The sequence below is a fragment of the Neobacillus sp. BF23-41 genome, assembly GCF_041106275.1.
In genome coordinates, this window is sequence record NZ_JBGBPR010000001.1 from 337,729 (window position 1) to 361,621 (window position 23,893).

General features: G+C 37.2%; 28 protein-coding genes. 9 read left to right on the forward strand and 19 right to left on the reverse strand.

What is annotated here, in order from left to right; translation table 11 throughout:
• Nucleotides 1–251: 251 nt before the first annotated feature.
• From AB7942_RS01565 to AB7942_RS01575, 3 genes are all read left to right on the forward strand, one after another.
• A complete protein-coding gene (locus AB7942_RS01565; protein ID WP_088086223.1) occupies nt 252–728 on the forward strand; it encodes a YkyB family protein in 477 nt (158 codons plus the stop codon).
• Between the two features lie 175 nt (nt 729–903).
• Nucleotides 904–1,104 (forward strand): hypothetical protein, encoded by a 201-nt coding sequence (locus AB7942_RS01570; protein ID WP_098933088.1) that lies wholly within the window; start codon nt 904–906, stop codon nt 1,102–1,104.
• A gap of 156 nt (nt 1,105–1,260) precedes the next feature.
• On the forward strand, nt 1,261–2,415 hold the full coding sequence (locus tag AB7942_RS01575; RefSeq protein WP_369445541.1) for an aminotransferase A: 1,155 nt from the start codon (nt 1,261–1,263) through the stop codon (nt 2,413–2,415).
• Nucleotides 2,416–2,460: 45 nt separating this feature from the next.
• On the opposite strand, the gene AB7942_RS01580 is transcribed toward AB7942_RS01575, so the two are convergent.
• The 9 genes from AB7942_RS01580 to AB7942_RS01620 all read right to left on the reverse strand — a co-directional run bounded on the left by AB7942_RS01580 (nt 2,461) and on the right by AB7942_RS01620 (nt 8,908).
• The gene (locus tag AB7942_RS01580) at nt 2,461–2,640 is read right to left on the reverse strand and encodes a hypothetical protein (protein ID WP_088086220.1); all 180 of its coding nucleotides are present in this window, start codon (nt 2,638–2,640) and stop codon (nt 2,461–2,463) included.
• A gap of 67 nt (nt 2,641–2,707) precedes the next feature.
• On the reverse strand, nt 2,708–3,586 hold the full coding sequence (locus AB7942_RS01585) for an NAD(P)-dependent oxidoreductase (protein WP_369445542.1): 879 nt from the start codon (nt 3,584–3,586) through the stop codon (nt 2,708–2,710).
• A 175-nt stretch (nt 3,587–3,761) separates the two neighbouring features.
• Nucleotides 3,762–4,235 (reverse strand): hypothetical protein, encoded by a 474-nt coding sequence (locus tag AB7942_RS01590; RefSeq protein ID WP_369445543.1) that lies wholly within the window; start codon nt 4,233–4,235, stop codon nt 3,762–3,764.
• 91 nt (nt 4,236–4,326) lie between these two features.
• Nucleotides 4,327–5,112, reverse strand: a complete 786-nt coding sequence (locus AB7942_RS01595) for an SDR family oxidoreductase (protein ID WP_369445544.1) — start codon at nt 5,110–5,112, stop codon at nt 4,327–4,329.
• A gap of 121 nt (nt 5,113–5,233) precedes the next feature.
• A complete protein-coding gene (locus AB7942_RS01600; protein WP_369445545.1) occupies nt 5,234–5,869 on the reverse strand; it encodes an FMN-dependent NADH-azoreductase in 636 nt (211 codons plus the stop codon).
• A gap of 106 nt (nt 5,870–5,975) precedes the next feature.
• On the reverse strand, nt 5,976–6,122 hold the full coding sequence (locus tag AB7942_RS01605; RefSeq protein WP_179195749.1) for a hypothetical protein: 147 nt from the start codon (nt 6,120–6,122) through the stop codon (nt 5,976–5,978).
• 229 nt (nt 6,123–6,351) lie between these two features.
• Complete coding sequence (gene ptsP, locus AB7942_RS01610; protein ID WP_098933093.1) at nt 6,352–8,064, reverse strand: phosphoenolpyruvate--protein phosphotransferase; 1,713 nt, start codon at nt 8,062–8,064, stop codon at nt 6,352–6,354.
• Nucleotides 8,064–8,330 carry a phosphocarrier protein HPr gene (locus AB7942_RS01615; RefSeq protein ID WP_088086214.1) on the reverse strand — a complete coding sequence of 89 codons (267 nt, stop codon included), beginning with the start codon at nt 8,328–8,330 and terminating at the stop codon, nt 8,064–8,066. The genes ptsP and AB7942_RS01615 overlap by 1 nt, the downstream gene beginning before the upstream one ends.
• Nucleotides 8,331–8,713: 383 nt before the next feature.
• A complete protein-coding gene (locus tag AB7942_RS01620) occupies nt 8,714–8,908 on the reverse strand; it encodes a hypothetical protein (protein ID WP_098933094.1) in 195 nt (64 codons plus the stop codon).
• Nucleotides 8,909–9,156: 248 nt separating this feature from the next.
• On the opposite strand from AB7942_RS01620, the gene AB7942_RS01625 reads away from it, so the two are divergent.
• The gene (locus tag AB7942_RS01625; protein ID WP_066252404.1) at nt 9,157–9,345 is read left to right on the forward strand and encodes a YkvS family protein; all 189 of its coding nucleotides are present in this window, start codon (nt 9,157–9,159) and stop codon (nt 9,343–9,345) included.
• Nucleotides 9,346–9,400: 55 nt separating this feature from the next.
• Here the strand turns inward: AB7942_RS01625 and AB7942_RS01630 are convergent, their stop codons facing one another.
• Nucleotides 9,401–9,520: a DUF6254 family protein gene (locus AB7942_RS01630; RefSeq protein WP_246869713.1), complete on the reverse strand. Its 120-nt coding sequence runs from the start codon at nt 9,518–9,520 to the stop codon at nt 9,401–9,403.
• A gap of 144 nt (nt 9,521–9,664) precedes the next feature.
• On the opposite strand from AB7942_RS01630, the gene AB7942_RS01635 reads away from it, so the two are divergent.
• Nucleotides 9,665–10,276 (forward strand): CPBP family intramembrane glutamic endopeptidase, encoded by a 612-nt coding sequence (locus AB7942_RS01635; protein ID WP_369445546.1) that lies wholly within the window; start codon nt 9,665–9,667, stop codon nt 10,274–10,276.
• 32 nt (nt 10,277–10,308) lie between these two features.
• Here AB7942_RS01635 and AB7942_RS01640 read toward each other — a convergent pair whose 3' ends face one another.
• Complete coding sequence (locus tag AB7942_RS01640) at nt 10,309–11,358, reverse strand: YkvI family membrane protein (RefSeq protein ID WP_098933096.1); 1,050 nt, start codon at nt 11,356–11,358, stop codon at nt 10,309–10,311.
• 192 nt (nt 11,359–11,550) lie between these two features.
• On the opposite strand from AB7942_RS01640, the gene AB7942_RS01645 reads away from it, so the two are divergent.
• Complete coding sequence (locus AB7942_RS01645) at nt 11,551–13,704, forward strand: ATP-dependent Clp protease ATP-binding subunit (protein ID WP_369445547.1); 2,154 nt, start codon at nt 11,551–11,553, stop codon at nt 13,702–13,704.
• A gap of 47 nt (nt 13,705–13,751) precedes the next feature.
• Here the strand turns inward: AB7942_RS01645 and AB7942_RS01650 are convergent, their stop codons facing one another.
• Together AB7942_RS01650 and AB7942_RS01655 are read right to left on the reverse strand one after the other, a co-directional pair.
• Complete coding sequence (locus AB7942_RS01650; RefSeq protein ID WP_369445548.1) at nt 13,752–15,446, reverse strand: M3 family oligoendopeptidase; 1,695 nt, start codon at nt 15,444–15,446, stop codon at nt 13,752–13,754.
• A gap of 105 nt (nt 15,447–15,551) precedes the next feature.
• Nucleotides 15,552–15,992 (reverse strand): MarR family winged helix-turn-helix transcriptional regulator, encoded by a 441-nt coding sequence (locus tag AB7942_RS01655; RefSeq protein ID WP_088086208.1) that lies wholly within the window; start codon nt 15,990–15,992, stop codon nt 15,552–15,554.
• Between the two features lie 453 nt (nt 15,993–16,445).
• Between AB7942_RS01655 and AB7942_RS01660 the strand changes: the two genes are divergently transcribed.
• On the forward strand, nt 16,446–17,681 hold the full coding sequence (locus AB7942_RS01660; RefSeq protein WP_088086207.1) for an MFS transporter: 1,236 nt from the start codon (nt 16,446–16,448) through the stop codon (nt 17,679–17,681).
• Nucleotides 17,682–17,707: 26 nt separating this feature from the next.
• Here the strand turns inward: AB7942_RS01660 and AB7942_RS01665 are convergent, their stop codons facing one another.
• Nucleotides 17,708–18,232, reverse strand: a complete 525-nt coding sequence (locus tag AB7942_RS01665; protein ID WP_369445549.1) for a hemerythrin domain-containing protein — start codon at nt 18,230–18,232, stop codon at nt 17,708–17,710.
• Between the two features lie 213 nt (nt 18,233–18,445).
• On the opposite strand from AB7942_RS01665, the gene AB7942_RS01670 reads away from it, so the two are divergent.
• A complete protein-coding gene (locus AB7942_RS01670; RefSeq protein ID WP_088086206.1) occupies nt 18,446–18,793 on the forward strand; it encodes a hypothetical protein in 348 nt (115 codons plus the stop codon).
• A gap of 140 nt (nt 18,794–18,933) precedes the next feature.
• Here the strand turns inward: AB7942_RS01670 and AB7942_RS01675 are convergent, their stop codons facing one another.
• Genes AB7942_RS01675 through AB7942_RS01690 form a run of 4 tightly spaced genes read right to left on the reverse strand, consistent with a single transcriptional unit; the run spans nt 18,934 to nt 22,396 of the window.
• Complete coding sequence (locus AB7942_RS01675) at nt 18,934–19,218, reverse strand: ferredoxin family protein (RefSeq protein ID WP_066252392.1); 285 nt, start codon at nt 19,216–19,218, stop codon at nt 18,934–18,936.
• A complete protein-coding gene (locus tag AB7942_RS01680; protein WP_088086205.1) occupies nt 19,218–20,513 on the reverse strand; it encodes an FAD-dependent oxidoreductase in 1,296 nt (431 codons plus the stop codon). The genes AB7942_RS01675 and AB7942_RS01680 overlap by 1 nt, the downstream gene beginning before the upstream one ends.
• Nucleotides 20,506–21,537: an electron transfer flavoprotein subunit alpha/FixB family protein gene (locus tag AB7942_RS01685; protein ID WP_335719413.1), complete on the reverse strand. Its 1,032-nt coding sequence runs from the start codon at nt 21,535–21,537 to the stop codon at nt 20,506–20,508. The genes AB7942_RS01680 and AB7942_RS01685 overlap by 8 nt, the downstream gene beginning before the upstream one ends.
• Before the next feature lie 34 nt (nt 21,538–21,571).
• Nucleotides 21,572–22,396, reverse strand: coding sequence for an electron transfer flavoprotein subunit beta/FixA family protein (locus AB7942_RS01690; RefSeq protein WP_088086203.1), 825 nt, complete (start codon nt 22,394–22,396; stop codon nt 21,572–21,574).
• 394 nt (nt 22,397–22,790) lie between these two features.
• Between AB7942_RS01690 and AB7942_RS01695 the strand changes: the two genes are divergently transcribed.
• Entirely contained in the window at nt 22,791–23,525 is a 735-nt protein-coding gene (locus AB7942_RS01695) for a ZIP family metal transporter (protein ID WP_369445550.1), read from the forward strand.
• A gap of 66 nt (nt 23,526–23,591) precedes the next feature.
• On the opposite strand, the gene AB7942_RS01700 is transcribed toward AB7942_RS01695, so the two are convergent.
• Nucleotides 23,592–23,834, reverse strand: coding sequence for an aspartyl-phosphate phosphatase Spo0E family protein (locus AB7942_RS01700; RefSeq protein ID WP_335712004.1), 243 nt, complete (start codon nt 23,832–23,834; stop codon nt 23,592–23,594).
• Nucleotides 23,835–23,893 lie beyond the last annotated feature (59 nt).

The following is a 23,893-nucleotide window of genomic DNA, read 5'->3' on the forward strand; positions in this document are numbered from 1 at the left end:
CTATTTTACAATTAAATTTTCTGAAAGAAAGTAATTTATAGAAAATAAAGATTATTTCACGAAAATTTCTTTTAATTCTTTTTATAGTGTAGGATTAGGTTAACAGTCTAAACTTTCTTTTATTCGTAAGATTAGAAGAATTTTTATCATTTTCTTATCATAGTAGCCAAAAAGATGCACTGGATTATTCCTATTTCTTAAAAAAAGGGGTATAATATAGATGTTTTATATAACTGAAAGGAGAACATATTTTGAATTATGATCAGAAAGGCCCCCTAATAAATTTAAATCTAACCATCGAAAACCTCGCTCAAGCTATCTTTATTGTGAATCGCCATGCAAAAACGGCTACAAATCCCAAATTATTGTACAGATTGAAACAAGAAACGTTAAAAAAATTGATTGAAGAAGGCAAAGCAAAAAAAGTTGGTCTTCATTTTTCAGGAAATCCGCGCAATAGTCAGCAGCAGTCTGATGTCCTTGTTGAATGTGGAAGATACACATTTCATATTCCTCCAACTAAATCAGATTTTCTTGAACTACCTCATTTTGGAAAGTTAGATGAACGGGTGCGAAATCCAAAGGCAACACTCTCACTTAATTCATCAAAAGCCTTACTTCAACTATATACTGGCATCTCAGAACTCGATCAACCCCCAAGCAATCATAAAAAGAGCAAAACTTACCAAAAACCTATTTTTAAAAAATTAGGCGAAAGGTACTCTTAAAAATCAAAAAAGCCATCCTTGGCTTTTTTGATTTGTCTTATTTTTGCTCATGCTTCGTGATGATTTTGTGAACAACCTCACTAATATATAGACGGTAAATAAATGCAGATTTACAATATAGTTATAAGTCAATTAATCTTTAGTTGAATATACTTTTAAAAGAGGTGCTTGACCAATGAAAGGAACAGCGATTCTTTTTCAGGAACAAAATGTTACATTTATTGAAGATGTTGATCATTCTATTTATGAAGAAATTAAAGAGCAATGTGGCTGCGAGCATTGTACTTGTATGCTGGAAAGTAAAATAGTTAATTTTGGTTCTGTGTCACCCGTTTTTTGGCACGAGGACGAAGTTGATTGGGACTATGGTTATTAAAAAACTTTAATTTGAATGAAACTCCCTTTCCCCAAAAAGCGGTCTGATAAAAACTCAGATCGTTTTTTATTTCTACATAGTGGTAACTTTAGATAAAAATAGTCTATAATCATTATATTCATAACAGATAAAACCCTGTCGGAAGGATGGACAATATTGGAGCATTTAATTAATCAACGAGTAAAAGATATTGAAATCTCGGGAATTAGAAAGTTTTTTAATATGGTTGCGCATGTTGATGACCTGATTTCATTTACAATTGGACAACCTGATTTCCCGACCCCAGAACATGTAAAAAATGCAGGTATTGCAGCAATTGAACAAAACTTTACTTCCTATACCCATAATGCAGGGACGATTGAATTAAGGGAAGCGGCGTGCAATTTTGTAGAAAAAAAATATGGCTTGCATTATAAGCCTGAATCAGAAGTGATTGTTACTGCAGGGGCAAGTGAGGCAATTGATATTGCTTTTCGGTCTATTTTAATAGAAGGTTCCGAGGTCATATTACCTGGTCCAATTTATCCAGGCTATGAACCAATTATTCGAATGATGGGGGCAACTCCAGTGCATGTCGATATTCGCCGAAACCAGTTTCGCTTTACATTAGAAATGATCAAACCATTTATTACTGAGAAAACTCGCTGCATTGTACTCCCGTACCCTTCGAACCCGACTGGAGTCAGTCTCTCAGAGTCAGAGCTAATAGAAATAGCAGAATATATTAAGAATAAAGATATCTTTATCCTTGCTGATGAAATATACAGCGAACTTACTTATGATCAGCCGCATCAATCGATTGCTTCCTTTCTAAAAGAACAAACCATCGTAATAAATGGGTTATCCAAGTCCCACTCAATGACAGGATGGAGAATTGGCTTTTTATTTGCACCTGAAGGTATCACCAAACATATTTTAAAAGTCCATCAATATAACATTTCTTGTGCCACTTCGATTGCGCAAAAGGCAGCTTTGGCGGCCGTTACAACAGGTATTGATGATGCGCTTGTGATGAAAAAGGAATATTTAAAAAGAAGGGATTATGTTTTCAAGCGATTATCTGCTATGGGACTTGATGCCGTCAAACCGGACGGAGCGTTTTATTTCTTTGTGAAAATCCCTGATACCATCGCATTAAACAGCTTTGACTTTGCCCTTAAGCTTGTTCAAGAAACAAAAGTGGCCGTCGTACCTGGCAGTGCTTTTTCTGAATATGGAGAAGGCTATTTCCGGTTATCGTTTGCTTGTTCTATGGAATTATTAGAACTTGGCCTAAATCGGCTGGAACAATATTTACGAAATTGGAATTAAACGAATTTTACCCTCACATTTAAGGTGAGGGTTTAATTTTAAAAATTATTGGCCTTTATATTTCCCATTGTTTTTAGGAGCCTTTTCTTTTTTAGCCTTTTCTTTATGTGCTTGATTTGCTGCAGCTGATCCAAATTCATTGGCGAATTCTTCGTTCGCTACTGCAGAATCAAACCCCTTTTTGTTTTTTTGTTCCGCGTCGTTCTTTTTTGTCCGTTTAGCCATTAACAATTCCTCCTAATTCAAGGTTTCTCTTATAGTTTCAAGAAGATAGGAGGAATTTATTCAACTATTAGTTCTTCCAATATTTATAAAGCGCATGTGTGCCGCTATTTTCTTCTCCCATTTCGGATAATTGGTCGTATAAAGATTTAGCTAATGAGAGACCTGGTACTTCCATTCCCATTCGTTCAGCTTCATCTATCGCTATTTTCATATCCTTTATAAAATGCTTTATGTAAAAACCAGGTTCAAAATTTCCGGCTAACATTCTTGGTGCAAGATTGCTTAGAGACCAGCTTCCAGCAGCTCCAGTTGTTATACTTTTCAGGACATTTTCTGGATCCAGCCCAGCTTTTTCAGCATATATAATTGCTTCACAAACACCTATCATGTTAGAAGCAATTGCAATTTGATTGCACATTTTTGTATGCTGGCCAGCACCTGGTTTGCCTTGGTAGACCACGTTAGTTCCAAGCAACTCCAATATAGGACGAACCCCTTCAAACGCTTCACTTTCACCGCCAACCATGATGGAGAGCTTAGCTTCCTTTGCACCTACATCTCCACCAGAAACAGGTGCATCAATCGCCTGAATTCCTTTCCTTTTAGCCTGTTCATAAATTTTAATGGCAAGTGACGGAGAAGAGGTTGTCATATCGATAAGATAGCTTCCAGATGTCCCATTGTGAATTAAGCCATTTTCGCCGAAATATATTTCCTCCACATCGGTTGGATAGCCGACCATTGTGAAAGTTACAGATGCTTTTTCAGCTACCTCTTTCGGCGTTGCGGCCCAGTCGGCGCCATTATCCAATAGGTCTTGTGCTTTTTCCTTTGTCCTTGAATAAACAACTGCAGAGTAGCCCGCCTTTAATAAATGTCCTGCCATACTTTTTCCCATTACACCTGTGCCAATAAATCCAATTACCGTATTTTCTGGAGTAAGCAAATTAATCTTCCCTCTCTTTGGAATTTTCCTTATATATTTTAGCATTTAAATTTAGTTTGATAAAAAATTATGCATAAAAAAACCGGAACGTCCCAGTCGCTCCGGTTTTCGTGCTCCATCTCCAAAATTATGCACAAATATATTTTGCCCTTTCAACCGAGAACATAATCACTTTTTATAACTCTGAAGAAAAATTTGTTAAATAAGCTCGACCGAATACTTCTTGATTATTAAATACTTCAATCGAAACAGCATTATCCTTTTCAATCATGTTTTTAAGGTCAAGAATATGTAAATCTTCTCTTAGGGGCAACGGTTCCATAAAAATATATTTCTCACCTTTTCCTTTTACTTCTAAATATTCACCGTTCAACACTTGATCATCTCCGTATACTATTTCTCGTTTACCGATTGCGGCAGCTAATTTGTCATCGTGAATCGTAACTTTCACTTTATATAATTGTTGCCCTGCTAATATTTCATTGTTAATTCGAAAACGGAATTGAAGTTCATTATTTTTTGTTAACAAGGCGTCGGCATAGCGGTTAACAATTAATTCATTGGAAAAGAGCAAACTACAGCCGCTTAGCAGAGAAAAACTGCATACTATTAAGATCAATACAGTAATGAATCGAATATTTTTCAGCATCTATAACACTCCCTTAATATTTTTACCATAGCCAAAATACATCGGTAATAAACGTAAAGAAAGGTTAATATAGGAAAAAATAATTGGCTTATTATATCGCTTTGATCATCCCTCCATCTACTAAAAACGAACTGCCTGTCATATAGGAATTAGCATCAGATAATAGGAAAGCTGCAACATTTGCAAATTCCTCTGGTGTTCCGTATCTCTTTAATGGAATTCCCTCCTTTGCTTGCAATGCGACAGTTTCCCGATCGACTCCAAGTTTATCTGCATTTACTTGATCTAAATGATTGACGCGGTCAGTTGCAATCCGGCCAGGAGCAATGGTATTAATAAGAATATTATATTGAGCCAGTTCTGAAGCAAGAGTTTTTGCTAGTCCAACTATTCCCGTCCGAAATGTATTCGAGAGTATTAAGCCTGGAATTGGTTCTTTAATCGAAGTAGAGGCGATGTTCAAAATTTTCCCGCCCTGCTCTTTTAAATAGGGCAATGAAGCCCGGATCATTCGAACATATGATAATAAATTCAATTCAAAGGACTTTTGCCATTCCTCATCTGATAACTCCTCAAACGCCCCTGCAGGAGGGCCTCCAGCATTATTAACTAGTAAATCAATTCTTTGAAACGATTCTGCTGTTACTTTTACCAGCTGATTAATATCATTTACATTAGTTATATCAGTTTTTTGGTAGGCTATCTTTCCCATACCAAGAGATTCAAGCTGACTTGCTTTATGTTTCAGCTTTTCCTCTTCCCGGCCAGAAATCATAACATTTGCTCCCTCTCTTACTAATCGTTCAGCTATTGCAAACCCTAAGCCCTGGCTGGAAGCAACCACCAAAGCTGTTTTACCAGTTAAATTCAACTCCATTGTTTACAATTCCTCCTTCATAAATATATTCTTAGTATACAGGATAAATTGAGGAAATACTTGCCAAAAAATCATACAAAAAGAGACAGATTTAATCTGCCTCTGTACCTATACTGAGTTTTTAGAATGTATGTGCAAAATCCCTTGCACGTGCCATCGCATTTTCTTTTATTTCTTCAGCCTTGTCAGGCATTGCATTATGGCCTTCCACAAACAACCCATCTAGGGATGGAACTCCAAAGAAACTCATCATCACACTGATATATCGGTGTCCCATTTCCATCTGTGCTGCAGGCCCCTCTGAGTAAAATCCACCCCGGGCTTGAATATGCAATGCTTTTTTATCCGTTAAAAGACCTATTGGGCCCTGTTCCGTATATTTAAATGTCTTGCCAGCAACTGATACAGAATCAAGATATGCCTTCATAATTGGCGGAAATGAGAAATTCCATAAAGGCGTGACAAACACATATTTATCCGCACTAACAAACTGCTCACTTAACTCGTTAAGCCGACCAACCTTTTGCTTTTCTTCCGCTGTTAATTCATCAAAGCTTTGACCAGAACGAAGTTTTCCCCAGCCGCTAAACACATCTGCATCAATGTGAGGTATATGTTCTTTATACAAATCTAGATGTATTACCTCATCGCTGGAATTGATTTGTTTATAGCTATCAATAAATTCCTTACCTACCGCCATACTATAGGACTGTGTTTCATTGTGAGGATGTGCCGTGATATACAAAACACGTACCATTTAAGCTCCACCTTTCCTTTGAATAAAGACAATAATATTATTAGTTAAAATAAGAGAAAATAATCAAAAAGGATTTGCCCGAAGACAAATCCTTTTCATGCATCATTTATTCATTTGTATCAAGAGAGTAAGGGTTGTGACCAATGTTAATTCTCATTTCATCAGTCAACTGGAATGGTTCATTTAACAATGCTTCATTGGTTGCTTGACCTAGTAGTGAACTTCCATCAAAATGTACAGGTTTTTGTTCCATACTTTCATTCACCTCCACCATTTCAAATTTACCATGTCCAATAAAATACTTGCCTATTCCTGTCCATCTATCATTCTAAAGTACTGGTCAAAAAATAGGTACTATGTATCACTTATTATTATACTCAAAAATCCATAATAAAAAAGAAAATACTGTGAAAAATCAAAAAATAAATGAACGACAGAAAAAGACCGGCTAATCATCAGCCGGTCTTTTTTGAGTATTGTGTTTACTTTGTGGCACCATTTACTGCTTCAATAACCTGAGCAGTTGTTTGCATATTTAAAACTTGTTGAGCAAGCTTTTCCATATCAGATTTTTTCAAATTCCTGATTTGTGAGCGAGCTTTTAAAATTGAAGTTGCACTCATAGAAAATTCATCAAGTCCAAGACCTAAAAGAACCGGAATGGCCGTTTCATCTCCTGCCATTTCTCCACACATCCCTGTCCATTTTCCTTCTGCATGTGCTGCATCAATAACCATTTTTACTAATCGTAAAATGGATGGGCTATAGGGCTGATACAGATATGAAACACGTTGGTTCATGCGGTCGGCAGCCATCGTATATTGAATCAAATCATTAGTTCCAATACTAAAGAAGTCAACTTCTTTTGCAAATTGATCAGCTAAGATAGCAGTTGAAGGAATTTCAACCATTATTCCAAGTTCAATTTCATCGGAAACTTTTTGACCTTCAGCAAGAAGCTTTTGCTTTTCTTCTTCAAGAATCGTTTTTGCTGCACGGAATTCATCCAGGGTTGCAATCATCGGGAACATGATTTTTAAATTCCCAAAGGTACTTGCCCGTAACAAGGCTCTAAGCTGGGTGCGGAATATATCCTGCTCTTCTAAGCATAATCGAATTGCCCGGAAGCCTAAGAATGGATTCATTTCCTTTGGTAAGTCCAAATATGGCAGTTCTTTATCCCCACCAATATCTAAGGTACGAACTACAACAGGTTTTCCTTTTAATCCTTCTAAAACGGCTTTATAGGACTCAAACTGTTCTTCCTCAGTTGGAAGCTGGTCTCTTCCCATATATAGGAACTCGGTCCTGTAAAGACCAACTCCTTCTCCGCCATTTTCAATTACTCCCTTTAAATCCTTGGGAGTACCAATATTGGCGACCAATTCTACATGATGATCATCATTCGTTACCGTTGGTTCGTTAACAAGCTTGGCCCATTCAGCTTTTTGTACTTCATACTCATCATGAACTTTACGGTATTGTTCAACAAGCTCTGGAGTAGGATTTATATGTACTTCACCTTTTAAACCGTCAACAATAACTAGATCCCCATTATTGATTTCCTCAGTAGCCGTTTTTGTTCCAACTACTGCTGGAATTTCCATAGAGCGAGCCATAATTGCTGAATGTGAGGTACGTCCACCAATATTTGTTGTAAATCCTAAGACATATTGTCTGTTTAATTGTGCTGTATCTGAAGGTGTTAAGTCCTCTGCAACAATGATAACTTCCTCAGCAATCATGCTTGGATTAACCAGTTGAACACTTAATAAATGGGCTAATACACGCTTCGTTACATCACGAATATCTGCTGCACGTTCTTTCATATATTCATTATCCATTTGTTCGAACATCATAATGAACATATCTGCCGTTTCCTTTAAAGCAGATTCAGCATTCACTTTATCAGACTGAATTTTTTCTTCAATAGGTGTATTTAATTCAGGATCACTTAGGACAAGTAAATGTGCTTCAAAAATTGCTGCTTTATCCGCACCCAAGTCAACTTTGGCACGGTCACGAATTGCTTCGAGTTCTGCTTTAGATTTTTCCATTGCCCGTCGAAAACGGTCAACCTCTGCAGCAGCATCGTCAATTGTTTTTTGTTCAAAAGATAAATCTGGTTCAACAAGACGGTAAGCTTTCGCAATTGCGATACCGTTTGATGCTGCGATCCCATGTAAAAAAGTCATTATTCAGCCAATCCTTCTTTTTTCAATGTCTCTTCAAGGCTATTTAAAGCATCGTTTGCATCGTTTCCTTCTGCTGAAATCGTAATATCTGCACCTTGGCCAACACCTAGAGACATAACACCCATAATTGATTTTAAATTAACTTTTTTACCTTTATATTCTAAATGAATCTCAGAATCAAATCGGCTAGCCGTTTGTACTAATAAAGTTGCTGGTCTTGCATGTATCCCTGTTTCTGCGATTACCTTAAATTGCTTTTCTGACATGATCATCAAACTCCTTTAATATATATAAAAATATAAACTTGCTTCATTAAAAATAAACATTTCTCATCATTTAGTCAACTAAATCTTTAATTGGCTAAAGAGTTAAATTCAAATCTTTTTAGCTTTTTTTTCCAAAAGGAAAACAAATATGTTATGAATTTACACTCTCATGATAATGTTTTTTTGTTTATTCAATTGATAGAATAGCACTTTCCACTTATTCAAACAACTGAAAAATCAATTTTATATCATTTGTCACAATTCTGTCAAAAACATTCATAAACTATCATATTTCCCCCAAGAAAAACATTAAAATCTGTCACTTTCGACAGCTTTTGATTATTTCAACAATTCTAATGGAAAGTTCTTGGGAAAAATTGCGATTAGCTTCTAGGTTCTTTTAGATAATGATACAAAACATCCCCGCCCCTCTGACCAATTCCGCGGAAATGCTTAAAATCATTCCTTTTTACCAGGACCTGACGAAATTCCATGAAATCATCATTTGTTACATAATACTCTGAAATTTCACCTGTCATTAGTCGATCCAAGATTTCAGTGATCATTTCTTCCTTCATTCTGTCGCACCACCTTTACCTGTTTATATTAACGTATATGACTTTTATTAAGCCAATTTTCGAAACTTAAGATACCTTTTGAAAGCGTTTCCGATTCTTTTATGGCCTTTTTTCTCATATAATTATAATGTTTATAAAGAATTAACATAATTGTCAAATAAAAGCCTTTACGAAATGAATAAAGTAGTGCAAACTGTTATTTAACTGGATTTTATTATAGTTTTTTGAGGTAAAGGAGAGAGACTAAAATGAGAAAAGCAGAAGTAGGAAATATCATAGAATTCCGCGGTGGTCTAAAGGGGATTGTTGAAAAGGTAAATGAAAATTCTGTCATAGTCGACCTAACATTTATGGACAATTATCGTGATTTAGAATTGGATCAACGAACAGTTGTTAATCACAAAAACTATAAGGTTGTAAAAGAAAGCGCTTATTAATTAATAGAATTATAGAAAAGGCAGTCTAACCATGGCTGCCTTTTTTTTTAAACCGTTATTCGCCTTTTCCAGCTTCCTTTGATAACTGCTTTAAACTTTTGACTTTCCCATGAGGATTTTGATCTTGTTTCCTAACTGTCCATTCTCGTTCTTGTTCACTCTTTGATTTGCTCATCCCTTTCACTCCCTTCTTTATTATTTTTTTCTTTTCTTGGTGTTCTAACCTATAAAAATGGGGAATGGGGTGATGTAATGATTTCCATTTGAAAAACTAATTTGATAAAATAAATTTTATTGTTTCGAAAAGGAGATCGCGATAATGAAAAAATTCTTCCTAGACCCTCGCATACTTATTGGTTTTATTATTGCTCACGTTCTTTTATTTTTTTCATTTCATGATAGAGCGATCTTTTGGTATATATTTTCAGGATCAGTTCTGGTACTCATCGCATACTCAACCTTTCAAGAGGAGGTGGATGATGAAGTATCATTTATTCAATTTATCCTACTAGGATCAATATCCGGTTTCTTATTATATTTTGTCTTTCGGGCTGGTATATGGGGAATGGAAATACTTCAGCTGCCAATTGGTACAAGCATTAAAAATCTCTATTATTGGTATGCCCCATCCTTATTTTGGCAGTACCTTGCACTTGTTTTAGTTGCGGCACCTGGCGAAGAACTTTTCTGGCGTGGATTTATCCAAAAAAGACTCTCGAAATACTTAAATCCGGTTGTAAGTATTTTGTCTGCATCAATTCTGTACGCTTCCGTCCATATTTATTCTGGCTCATTTTTATTAGTTCTTGCTGCCTTTATTTCTGGTTTTGTGTGGGGATATCTTTATTTTTTAAAAAAGAGTATGCCTTTGGTTATTGTTTCTCATATCATTTTTGACCTTTTGATTTTTATTATTTTGCCTTTTAAATAGAAAAGCAGTGTGTCTGGTGGACACCTGCTTTTCTATTTTCTTATACATGGTGTAAATGGTTTCATCCATAGTAAAATAAAAAAAATCATGCAGATGTAACCAAACAATGGATACAAATAGGATAGCAACGTACCGTAATTCACAAGACTAATCAGGTAGGAAACAATAAAAATAAGCGTAACCGACACCATTGTCGGAATGGGCAAATATTGCTTCAATTGTCGGTCCAGTCCAAAGACATTTCCAATCACAGAAGTAAAAATCTCTCCATAAATAACGAGAACAAAAATCCAATAAAAAAAAGGGGCTAAGTTTTTCATAACAATTGCCATTGGAATATTATACTGTTCCAAATTAGGAAGCATGATTAAAGTGAAATGACCAGCAATCAATATCACGGTTAAAGCAGCACCCCCAAGAATCCCTCCCCATTTGATCGTCCAATCATCCTTTACCTCTGTTGCAATCGGTACTAAAACGGCTTGTGATAGCCCCAGATTCAATGCCACATATGAAAATGGTGCTATCACACTTTTCCAGCCATCGTCGGAATGAGGAACAAATAATAATTGATTGAGGAAGTTGGGCATTTGAATGGAATAGAACATTAAAATTATGCTGAATGTGATCATTACCGGAACAACAAACGTGTTGACAGCAAAAAGACCTTTTGTTCCAACTAGCATGACTAAAAAGGATAAAAAAATTGTCAGGAAAACACCGACTGCTTTGGGCAGATTTAACTGTTCCTCAAAAATAGCCCCAGCCCCTGAAAGCATCACAGCACTAACACCAAGAAGCATAAATAGCATAAAGACGTTAATGACACGACCAGGCCATTTGCCAAACAAGTACTCATTAAACTCTTGATAAGATTTTGCATCTATAAGTGCAGCCATTCTCATTAATTTTGAACCCAATGAAATAAAGAGATATCCGCTCATCAATATACTTATTAAGCCAAAGAAACCAAACCGCGAAAAAAATTCAACGATTTCTTTTCCCGTGGCGAATCCAGCGCCTACTACAGTGCCTACATAGACCGCCGCAATCTGAAATGCTTGAGTCCAATCCCTTTTCACATCATCTCCTCCTTAACATCAATATATGATGATAAGGACAAACAAAGACGAGCTTTTTTCCTGAAATAGAAAGCATTACCAAAAACAAATTTCTTGAAAGTCAAAAAAGGTCAGAGTATACTATCGTCATAAGGTCAAATATAGTCAAAGTCAAAGTGAAAATATGAATCTTTACAAGGAGGTAATTTGCTTATGCTTTGTCAACAATGTAATGAGAACCATGCAAACATTCAATTAAATATGATTATTAACGGACAACGTAAGGAAATCAAACTCTGTCACGAATGCTATACAAAAGAAAAGCAAACTTTAGGTGCAGGTTTTGGTCCAAAGATGAATTCTTATCCAAGCTTCCCATTTGAAAATCTGTTCATGAATAACGCTTCTCAGGATAAGGATGATAGCATTCAACCTACACAACAAACAGGAAGAAAAACCGGAAAAGGTGGCTTTATTGACCAATTCGGACGTAATTTAACCCAAATGGCAAAAGCGGGGTTGATAGATCCTGTCATCGGCCGCGATGGAGAAGTAATGCGTGTCATTGAAATACTAAACAGACGAAATAAGAATAATCCGGTTTTAATTGGTGAACCAGGGGTCGGGAAGACTGCAATTGCTGAAGGTCTTGCCCAGAAAATTGCTGAAGGAGATGTCCCAGGTAAGTTACGGGGGAAAGAGGTATATTTGCTTGACGTCGCTTCTCTTGTTGCCAATACAGGAATCCGTGGCCAATTTGAGGAAAGAATGAAGCAAATCATTTCCGAATTACAGGAGCGGAAAAATATTATCCTTTTCATCGATGAGATTCATCTGCTAGTAGGTGCTGGCTCTGCTGAAGGCTCTATGGATGCCGGCAACATTTTAAAGCCTGCCCTTGCTCGTGGAGAACTTCAGGTGGTTGGTGCAACCACATTAAAAGAATATCGCCAAATCGAAAAAGATTCTGCTCTGGAACGGCGCTTCCAACCAGTTCATGTACTTGAACCGACTGCCGAAGCTGCGATTGATATATTAAAAGGGATACAAAAGAAGTATGAGGATTATCATGAAGTCGTCTATTCTGATGAAGCAATCCTTTCCTGTGTTCAATTGTCTCAGCGCTATATTCAAGACCGCTTTTTACCTGACAAAGCCATCGATTTGCTTGATGAAGCTGGCTCGAAATTAAACCTAGTTTCGGATTATAAGAGCAATGAACAAATTGAAATACGTCTAAAAGAGATTGCTGCTGAGAAGGAAGAAGCACTTAGAAATGAGCAGTATGAAAAGGCAGCATCCCTTCGCGATGAAGAAACAAACCTTGAAAAGTCTTTACATTTAATATCAAGCTCTGAAAGACCCATCGTTGATGTAGAGCTTATACAAGAAATCATCGAACAAAAAACAGGGATACCTGTTGGAAAGCTGCAACAAGATGAGCAGCTAAAAATGAAGGCATTAGAAGAAAATCTTAACCAAAAGGTTATTGGCCAGGAAAAGGCTGTAAATAAAGTTTCTAAAGCGATTAGACGTAGTCGAGCCGGCTTAAAATCAAAGCATCGCCCAATTGGTTCCTTTCTATTTGTTGGACCAACCGGCGTCGGAAAAACAGAGTTGACCAAAAACCTTGCTGAGGAATTATTTGGATCTAAGGATTCGATGATCCGCCTTGATATGAGCGAATACATGGAAAAACACAGCGTCTCCAAATTAATCGGCTCACCTCCTGGCTATGTAGGTCATGAAGAGGCCGGACAGCTAACCGAAAAAGTGAGGAGAAATCCATATAGCATTATTTTATTAGATGAAATTGAAAAGGCACATCCAGATGTCCAGCATCTGTTCCTGCAAATTCTTGAAGATGGCCGACTCACAGACAGTCAAGGAAGAATTGTCAGCTTTAAGGATACTGTTATCATTATGACAAGCAATGCTGGTGTGGGCCACAAGACAGTACATGTTGGATTTGGTACAACAGAGGCGATCGAAGAAGCAAGTATACTTGACTCGTTAGGCGGCTTCTTTAAGCCAGAATTCTTAAATCGTTTCGATAGTATCATTGAATTCAATTCACTCGGTAAAGAGCATATCCTCTATATTGTCGATTTAATGATTAGTGAATTACAAGAAACACTTACTGAGCAAAAGATTGAATTAACCATTACAACAGAAGCAAAAGAAAAGCTAGCTATGCTTGGGTACCACCCCGCATTTGGGGCACGCCCGCTCCGCCGCGTAATCCAAGAAGAACTTGAAGATAAAATTGCTGATTTTATCTTAGAGGAACCAGATACTAAAAAATTATCTGCCGTTGTTGAAGAAAATCAGCTCAAAGTAGTTTCTAAAGTAACTTCTCCTAAATAGGTCAAAAGCGAAGCCATTTCTTGAACGGCTTCGCTTTTTTCATTTAACTATAGATTTTTATCATCCACAGATTTTAACCAATCATCAATTACACCCACAACTGACTCTACACAACCAACTTCAAAAGGAGAGATTAGATTTGCTGCCTCGACTAACTTTGTGAATGACATACTCCCGCCTAGCTTACAAAGCTTCACATAATCTGCCCAAGCTTCATCTTGATTCTCTCTTGAACGCTTCCAGAATTGGAAAGCACAAATTTGGGCGAGCGTATAATCTATATAGTAAAATGGCGAATTATAGATATGCCCTTGGCGCTGCCAGAAGCCGCCATTCTCTAAGTATTCATTTCCGTCATAATCTTTATGCGGCAAATATTTTTTCTCAATCTCACGCCACTGGAGCTTACGCTCTTTTGGAGTAGCTTCTGGGTTTTCATAGACCCAATGTTGAAATTCATCAACCGAAACCCCATATGGCAAGAATAATAGGGCATCACTTAAATGTGAAAACTTGTATTTATCGGTGTCTTCCTTAAAGAACAAGTCCATCCATGGCCATGTGAAAAATTCCATACTCATCGAATGAATTTCACATGCTTCATAGGTTGGCCATGCGTATTCGGGAATCTCAAAATGACGGCTTGAATACACTTGGAAAGCATGACCTGCCTCATGTGTCAGGACATCAATATCCCCGGACGTTCCGTTAAAATTAGAAAAAATGAAAGGTGCTTTATAATTTTCTATAAACGTACAGTAGCCTCCGCCGGCTTTACCCTTCTTGGCAACAAGATCCATCAAATGATTATCTTGCATATAGCGAAAAAATGCCCCCGTATCTTCTGAAAGATCTTCATACATTTTTTGTCCATTTTCTATGATCCATTCCGGAGTACCTTTTGGAGTGGCATTACCAGTTTGAAAATTAAAGCTTTCATCATAGTACTTTAATTTATCCAGTCCGATTCTTTCTTGTTGACGTACTTTTAATTTTGTCGCAATCGGAACAATGAAATCCTGTACTTGACTACGGAAATTGGCGACCATCTCAGCATTATAATCTGTTCTCATCATTCTGTAATAACCAAGTTCAACAAAGTTATTAAATCCAAGTGATTCGGCAATTTCTGTCCTTACTTTCACCAGATCATCATAAATTCGATCAAACTCTGCTTCATGTTCAACCATAAAACCAAATTTCGCTTCATTGGCTCGTTTTCTCATTTTTCTGTCAGTCGACTGCGCGAATGGTTCTAATTGTGCTAATGTTCTCTCTTCCCCTTCAAATTCTATCTTTGCCGAAGCCATTAGCTTCGTATATTCCGTTGATAGGCGATTTTCCTTCTGAAGTAAGGGCACAATTTCAGGTTTAAATGTTTTAAGTTGTCCTTCAGCTAGGGCAAATAGCTGCTTTCCCCATTTCTCTTCTAATTCAGGACGGAACTTAGAATTTACAAGCACTTGATAATACTTAGTTACTAACCCTTCAACTTCAGGCTGGATTTCATCCATAAAATCCTGTTCATCCTTATAAAACTCATCATTTGTATCAATAGAATGACGAATATAACAAAGGTTGAACATAGTACCTAGATCATTTCTTAGCTTATTAATCTCATTCATTACCCTGCTTTGATCTTCAACCGATTCAGCATTTTTTAGGCTCTCAAGTGCTAAATGAAATTTTTCTGTTACCTCATCTAAATCCGGTCGTATGTATGTATAGTTCTCAAACCCCATTGAACCATCCCCTTTTTGTACTTTGCTAATATTTCCAATCTATTTTATTATATACTATCCACTAACATTCCTAACAACAAAAAAAATACGACCCTAATGGCCGTATTAGAACTTACCAGCAGGCAACCCTAGTTTTTTTAACAGATCAATTGCTTCCAGTTTTTCAGTTTCAGTCAGTGATGACATGAGTTTATCAATTTGCTCAGCATGTTCAGGAAAAATATCCTGAATAAACTTTTTCCCATCTTCAGTTATTTGTGCATAAGTGACTCGTCGGTCCTTCGGACAGGCAATTCTTCTTAACATCCCTTTTTGTTCAAGTTTGTCGACCACGTAAGTAATGCTTCCGCTTGCAAGTAATATTTTCCCGCCTATTTGCTGCATTGGCTGATCACCTTTATGGTAAAGGAGCTCCAAAACTGCAAATTCAGTTGGATTTAAACCACTGGCCTGGATCACTTTATTTACATGCTCGTTAATTGCTTTATACGCTCTTGAAAGGACTATAAAAAGCTTTAATGAATTAGCCGTTGAATTATTTTCCATAAAAAACTCATCCTTTTAGGTTTATAAATTAGACTTACTTTGAGGTATCAATATGAATAAAATATCTTGATTTCAAGATTATTATAAAAAAATTTTTAAGAAATGTCAATTCACCCTAAAAAAATCAGGAATATTTCGTATCCAAGAGAAATAGATGCATGATAGGAATTTTTTTATTAAATGGCTTTGTTAAAGGTCATTGTTGATTTTAAGCCTACGTTGATTGGAGCGGAAGGCGCGAGGACGGGTCAGGGGAGACCCCGCAGGCGCTTAGCGCCGAGGAGGCTCCCCTGACCCGCCCGCGGAAAGCGAAGCGCCCTTCGCTGCAATCAACGGCCAAGTTAGACAGAGCCTATAAAATTAATTATAAATAAAATATTTCTTATTTTTATGGTTCGGTAGTAAAATATGGTTATAAAAAAATTTAGTATTTTTAATAAAGAAGGGATTATTATGAGTTCACAAGCTGTTTTACCTGCAAAGGCTCCAAAGTCTTCTGAATCAACCATGTATAAAATTCTTTTTATTATTGGATTGTGCCATTTATTGAATGATGCAATTCAAGCTGTGGTGCCAGCCATGTTCCCTATTTTAGAAAAATCAATGGGGCTAAGTTTTACCCAGCTTGGTATTATTGCTTTTTCCCTAAATATGGTCTCATCTGTTTTGCAGCCAATGGTCGGCTACATAACTGACAAGAAACCTATGCCTTTCGCACTGCCGATCGGACTGACTTTCACGCTAGTCGGTATTCTTGGATTAGGGTTTGCTTCAAACTTTGGACTAATTGTCTTGTCAGTCCTTTTCATCGGTCTTGGTTCAGCAGTATTTCACCCGGAAGGTTCCCGGGTTGCATATATGGCTGCAGGAAATCGACGCGGACTGGCACAGTCGATTTATCAGGTCGGTGGAAACACGGGTCAAGCATTGGCTCCACTAATAACTGCACTAATATTGGTTCCATTGGGGCAGATTGGTGCATCCTGGTTTACGATTGTCGCAGCACTAGCAGTGATTTTATTAATTTATATTGCAAATTGGTATAATCACAGGTTGATAGCTTCACCAAATATACTAAAGAAAAAGAGAACTAGCTTGTCTAACAATGTAGCAATAACTAAAGAGGTAAAAAATACCTTAGCATTGATTTTATTATTAATTTTTGCAAGGACTTGGTATTCTTCTGGAATTACCAACTTTTATACCTTTTATGCGATAAAAGAATATGCCCTTACGATTAAGCAATCCCAATTATTCCTGTTCGCTTTTTTAGTTTCCGGTGCCGTCGGTACTTTTTTTGGAGGTCCTCTTTCAGATCGGTTTGGTAAAAAAACAATCATTTCCTTTTCCATGTTAGCAACGATTCCTTTTTCAATTTTAATTCCACAGGTACCACCAACGTTGGCATTTATTTTCTTAATACTTACTGGGTTTATTTTAATGACTAGTTTTTCTGTAACGGTAGTATATGCACAGGAATTAGTCCCGGGGAAAATTGGGACGATGTCTGGGTTAACAGTAGGACTTGCGTTTGGAATGGGTGCAATTGGTTCTGTAGGACTCGGTTATATAGCAGACTGGATTGGATTACAGTCGATGATTACATGGCTCGGTGTACTTCCGATTCTAGGCTTAATTGCGTTTCTCCTTCCAACTGACCAAAAGGTTAAAGAATGGAATCAAAAGTAAAATAGGATGGGCCAGAGGCCCATCCTTTATTTTATGTCTTGGATTTTACGGTATAATTCTTCCTTTTCCTCTTCTGTAAGCATTCTTTCTGCCATTGGGAACAAAACATTTTCCTCTTTGGAGAAATGCTCTGTTAAAATAAAGTAGGCATTTTGAATTAGTTCAGCTGTTTTTTTAGTTTCTTCCGTAGTCGCAAGACCACTTTCTGCTTTTTCAAGAAATTCTCCAATATTTGCTTTTGCCTGATCATGTTCATATTCCATAACAGCTATTGGTCCAGATGTCGTCCCGATATATACACCCATCATAGGGAAAAGAACGCCTTCTTCTCTTTCTGAATGAGGGTCCAATGCTGCTTTAAATTCTTTTACTTTTGTAATTAATCCAGCAAAGTTAGTTTCTACATCTATTTCTTGATCAATTTTTTGTGTTAGGTCATACAATCCTTCTAATTGTCCTAATAACGGAGGATGTTCACTTTTTAAATGCTTAAGTCCTTTACTTAGTTCAGCTTGGTCCATTCCACCAAGAGCACTCATACAGCCACTCATCAACAATCACCTCTATCTCATTCTATTGCTTCAAGTATAAAATCAACCATTAATTTATGTAGTGACTTAGGTCACAATTACGATTAGGTTATGAATTTTTGTCAGTTTCATGAAAACTCGTTAATTTTTTTTAAAATTTTAACATTTATCACACAAAAAAAGTTTAAATGTTTCATATAATAGAGATAGAACATAAAAGGGAGGGAAAAAAATATGAAAACCCCAAATTATCACGACTTTTATCAAAAGGCATTAATACCCATTGGTGTAAATGACCTAATTTCCTTACAGGAATCCGCAGCATACTACCCTAACTCACCTTCGACACATTGGCTTATTGCCGTAGAAGGGGTACAACTCCCACAGTCAAAAATATACTATCATTGGAAAGTAAGTATATATCCTGCCGATAGTGAAGGTGATTTCAATTGGAAAAAACCATATTATTGCTCACCGAGTATGGAGTTAATGGATCATGCGAACTCATTTGCATCTTCGCTTGTCACAGCCAGCAAAAACGATAAACTTTCCTCAGCTACCATACTAGAGAAAATAAGCTAACCCCCTAAAAACTTACCTTCTGCTTCACCTTCTTTTTACGTTCACTTGTGAAAAAACCCACATATAGTATTATTAAAATATCTACATAAATTAAGGAGCTGTTTGCATAAAACGCAAACAGCTCCTTTTTTATTTCCAATTTACGCTAAACGGAATACAATCCCGTGTCCGCCTTTTGGATATTCCCATTTAATGTTCTGGTATGGGCAGCCGATCCGGCAGCTTCCACATTCATGGCATCCTTCGTAGCCTACCTGCATCCGTGTTCCTTCCCACTTATAAACCTCAGCAGGGCAAAATACTGTACAAATTTTATCGGGACATTTTGTCATGCATACATCATGATCCAGTACGGTCAAATGAGACTTTGTATCACACTTAAAACGGAGGAGATACTGTTTTTCCTCGATATTCTTCGTTGACATTATTTCACCGCCTTCCAAGCACGATAGATATCTTGCAATACTCTAATTGTTCCTCTTTCCGCAGTTACACTCTTCATTATTTGTTTTTGTTTTTCACGCTTAGGAGTCCCATCAACTGTAAAGAATTTGCTCATCGCTTTATTCATCATTGGAACATAGTCATTAAAGTATTGTGGGTATTTCTCAAACGTATGTGCCGCATCCTTGTACTTCTCTAAATCCTTCATTATGAAACTACTATTAAGCGCGTCACGGTAGCTATTTAAGCTTGATTCACTGAAGTCCCCACTTTTATGTGCCTGAACTACGGCTTCAGCAGCCATCTTTCCTGATGACATCGCCATGTTCGAACCTTCCCGATGAATGGCATTTACTAGCTGTGCTGCATCACCGACGACAATAACTCCATTACCAGCTACTTTCGGTACCGAACGATAACCACCTTCAGGAATAAGATGAGCAAGATACTCAGCAGATTCCCCACCAGCAAGCATTGGCTTGACCATCGGGTGAGTTTTTAAGTAGTCTAGAAGCTCATATGGCTTGATTTTCGCTTTTATCATGCTTGATAGTGTTGTACCAACTCCGATATTCAAGCTCTCTTTATTCGTGTAAACAAAAGCGGTTCCAAGATTACCCTTTGTTGAATCACCAAAGATTTCAATTGTACAACCCTGGTTATCTTCCAAATTAAAACGGTCATTTATTTTTTCTTTTGGTAAATTAACAACTTCCATTACTGTTAAGGCTACTTCATCTGGACGAAATTCTTTATGAAAGCCTAACTGTTTTGAAAGAAGAGAGTTAACACCGTCGGCAAGCACCACGACATCCGCATATACCTCTCCATTCGGACGATCGGTACGAACCCCGACTACCTTGCCATTTTCAACGATACATTCAGTTACTACTGTTTCATTAATAAGTAATGCCCCAGCGTCTACTGCCTTTTTTGCAAACCATTGGTCAAACTGGGCCCGAAGGACTGTAAAGTTATTATATGGTTCCATACCCCATTCAAGACCTTTATAGCCGAATTGAACGACAGATTCCTTATCCATCATCCAAAAGCGCTGTTCAATGACAGGTCTCTCAAGTGGTGCTTCCTTCCAAAATTCAGGAACTAATTCTTCCATTTGTTTGCGGTACAATACCCCGCCCATTACGTTTTTTGCTCCTGGGTATTCTCCACGTTCAATAAGCAAAACGTTTAGTCCATTTTTGGCACACGTGAGGGCACATGCACTTCCTGCTGGACCTGCCCCAACGACAATCACATCAAATTTTTCATGCATAGCTTATTTCACCACCTTTTTCAGTTCTAAGCTGCTTAAATTCCTCGATAAGTTTTGGGAGAATTTCCATTGCATCTCCTACGATTCCATATGTGGCAACATCAAAAATTGGTGCATTTGGATCTTTGTTTATAGCGATAATTAAATCCGAATTTTTCATGCCGACAACGTGCTGAATTGCACCAGAAAGTGCAATAGCAAAATAAATTTTTGGTGTAACTGTTTCACCAGTTTGGCCAATTTGAAGATGGTGTGGCAGCCAGCCTGCTTCAACCACATCACGAGTACCTCCAACAGTCGCTCCAATCGTTTCCGCAAATTCATATAGGCGCTGGAAGTTTTGCACATCTCCCATTCCTTTTCCTCCACAGACGATAACATGTGCATCAGCTAAATTGGCTTTTTTTGTTACGTCATTCACAATTTGTAACACTTTTGTACGCATATCTTCTTCTTGCAGTGATATTTTTTCTTCAATAATTTTACCTGTTCTTCCTGATACCGGTTCTAGTGCCTTCATTACCTTTGGTCTAACGGTTGCCATTTGCGGGCGATGTTTTTTACATAGGATTGTCGCCATGATATTACCGCCAAAGGCAGGTCTGCTTGCTTCTAGTAATCTATTATCAACATCCACATCAAGCATTGTAGTATCCGCAGTTAATCCTGTGTTTAAATCTGTTGCTACGGCACTAGCTAAATCTTTACCGTTTGGTGTTGCGCCATAAAGGATAATTTCTGGCTTATATTTTTCAGCGAGGAGCATTACGCCCTTCATATATGATTCAGTACGGTAATTTTTCAATACAGGGTGGTCGACCATGTATACGATATCTGCACCATAAGAAATAATTTTATTTGCTAAAGGTTTTACTTCATTGCCTAGTAAAAAGCCCGCTAAAGGAACTTGTAATTTATCCGCTAGTTTCCTTCCAGCACCAAGTAATTCCATAGAAACGCCTTCTACTTTACCATCGTTTTGTTCGATGAATACCCAGACTCCCCGATAATCGTCTAGATTCATGTATATTCCCCCCCATGACAAAAGATAATCGTTATTATTTAGATGATTGGATTGTTAACAGGTCCTTTTTCTCCATCAACAGCGCCATTAGCTGGTTAACCTGTTCATCACTAGTACCCTCTAGTCTTTTCCCGCCTTCTGGACGTGGTGGCGTAAACATTTTTCCAACAATGGTTGGTGAACCTTTTAGTCCTAGTTGTGACCGTTCTACATTTTCAAAGTCACTTACTGCCCAAATAATTGGTTCGTACCTTGCCGCTTTAATCATGTTCGGCATTGGCGAATAGTCGATGTCATTAATTTCTTTTTCAACCGTCAATAAACATGGAAGATTGGATTGAATCAATTCATAGCCATTGGTTAATTTCCGTTTAATGAGAACGGTGTTTTCTTTCTGATTGACTTCAGACACTTCAATTACATTAGTTATTGGCGGGATATCCATTCTTCTTGCAATACCAGGTCCAACTTGTCCCGTATCACCATCAATCGCGTGCTTCCCACAAATAATCATGTCAACTGGGTGTTCCTTATTGATTTTTTCTAAAGCTTTCGAAAGCGCATAACTAGTTGCCAGTGTATCTGCCCCTGCAAAGGCACGGTCAGAAATTAAATATCCTTTATCAGCACCTATTTCCACACTCTTCTTGATAATATCAGTCGCTTGCGGTGGTCCCATTGATAAGACGGAAATGGTACCTCCTGTTTTTTCCCTAATTTTTACGGCCTCCTGAACTGCATGGGCATCGTAAGGGTTCAAGATGGCTGGTGCACTGCGACGGTCGAGTGTGTTGGTTTTAGGATTAATTTTAATAATTTTTGTATCTGGTACTTGTTTGACACATACGACAATATGCATGTAGGACTTTCCCTCCTCCATATGATCTGAGATTATTGAAAGCGTTTGCTTCCTGTGGTTTAAAAATGCTTTTATTTACGATATATGAATCGCAACACAAGCATAGTACCAAACATTGATAGTTTTCTTTTTTTCTTTCTCGATTTAACCTAAAACTAGTGATCATTTAACATTCTTAAAAATCTTATGCAGTAGCTAAGTAGTGGTTTGTAAAAGTTGAAGTTATTACAGTTTGTGGTAAGATATGTAGTTAATCGTGATGTGAATATTAGATAAAGTAGTACTAATATAACTATATGAAATATTAAGATATAAACAATGATAAAAATCACAGCTACTGTCTAATATTGTAGATATTTGATTTGGATTAATTGGACAAGAAAGGAGATGTGTAATGTCTGAAGTTATTTTTGGAAGTGTTCTTTCGGCGTTATCTACGGGGGCAGGTGCACTAATTATACTATTTATACCTCATTCCATTACACATCGTTGGAAAGATGTTTTATTAGCATTTAGTGCAGGAATTATGATGGCAGCTTCTACGATTGGGTTGATCCCTGAGGCATTAAGAACAGGAGGCTTTGGTTCACTTTTTGTTGGAGTTTGTTTAGGGGTATGGGTGCTGACTACTTTGGAAAAAAAAATCCCTCATATTGACTTACAGCATAACAAAAAGGGAATTCAATTTGATGAGAAGGCGTTGTTAATTATATCTGCAATTACCCTTCATAATATTCCTGAGGGATTGTCAGTTGGCGTAAGCTATGCATCCGAACAGGGGGATACTGGAAATTTAATTGCTTTAGCTATTGGGTTTCAAAATGCGCCGGAAGGCCTACTTGTCGCATTATTTTTAATCAATCAGCGAATTAGTAAACTGAAGGCCTTCATTATTGCAACCTTAACTGGAGCCATTGAAATCATTACTTCCTTATTAGGGTATTTTTTAACCTCATTTGTTCAAGGGCTAGTCCCCTATGGTCTATCATTTGCTGCTGGTGCCATGTTATTTATTATTTATAAAGAATTAATTCCTGAAAGCCATGGCGACGGAAATGAGCGCGTTTCCACCTATGCATTTATCTTGGGGTTGCTTGTCATGGTGTACATAATTGATATTTTTTCATAAGAAATTTTTATCTTTAACTAAGCGGGTGAACAAATTTAAACTTATCACTCTCTTACTTAATTATCGTTAGACTAAAATCTTCGGCCAAACCATGATCATTTGTTTAAAGGCAAATTTAATTTCTTCATTTGGCCTAGAGATTTGGTCCATTACTTTTTGATACTCATTTATTAATTCATCTAGCTCCTGGCTGTATTTTATTGTCATCTCATTGGTAAACCCCTGTGTATTCGCGCTATTTATCATTAATTCCCTTTTAGCCTTTATCTCTTCAATCATTTCAATCTGTGTATTACTATACTCGCACACGATTATCCCCCTACCTCTTACTCTATTACTGTAAACAACAAAAAATTAGACTACTTGAT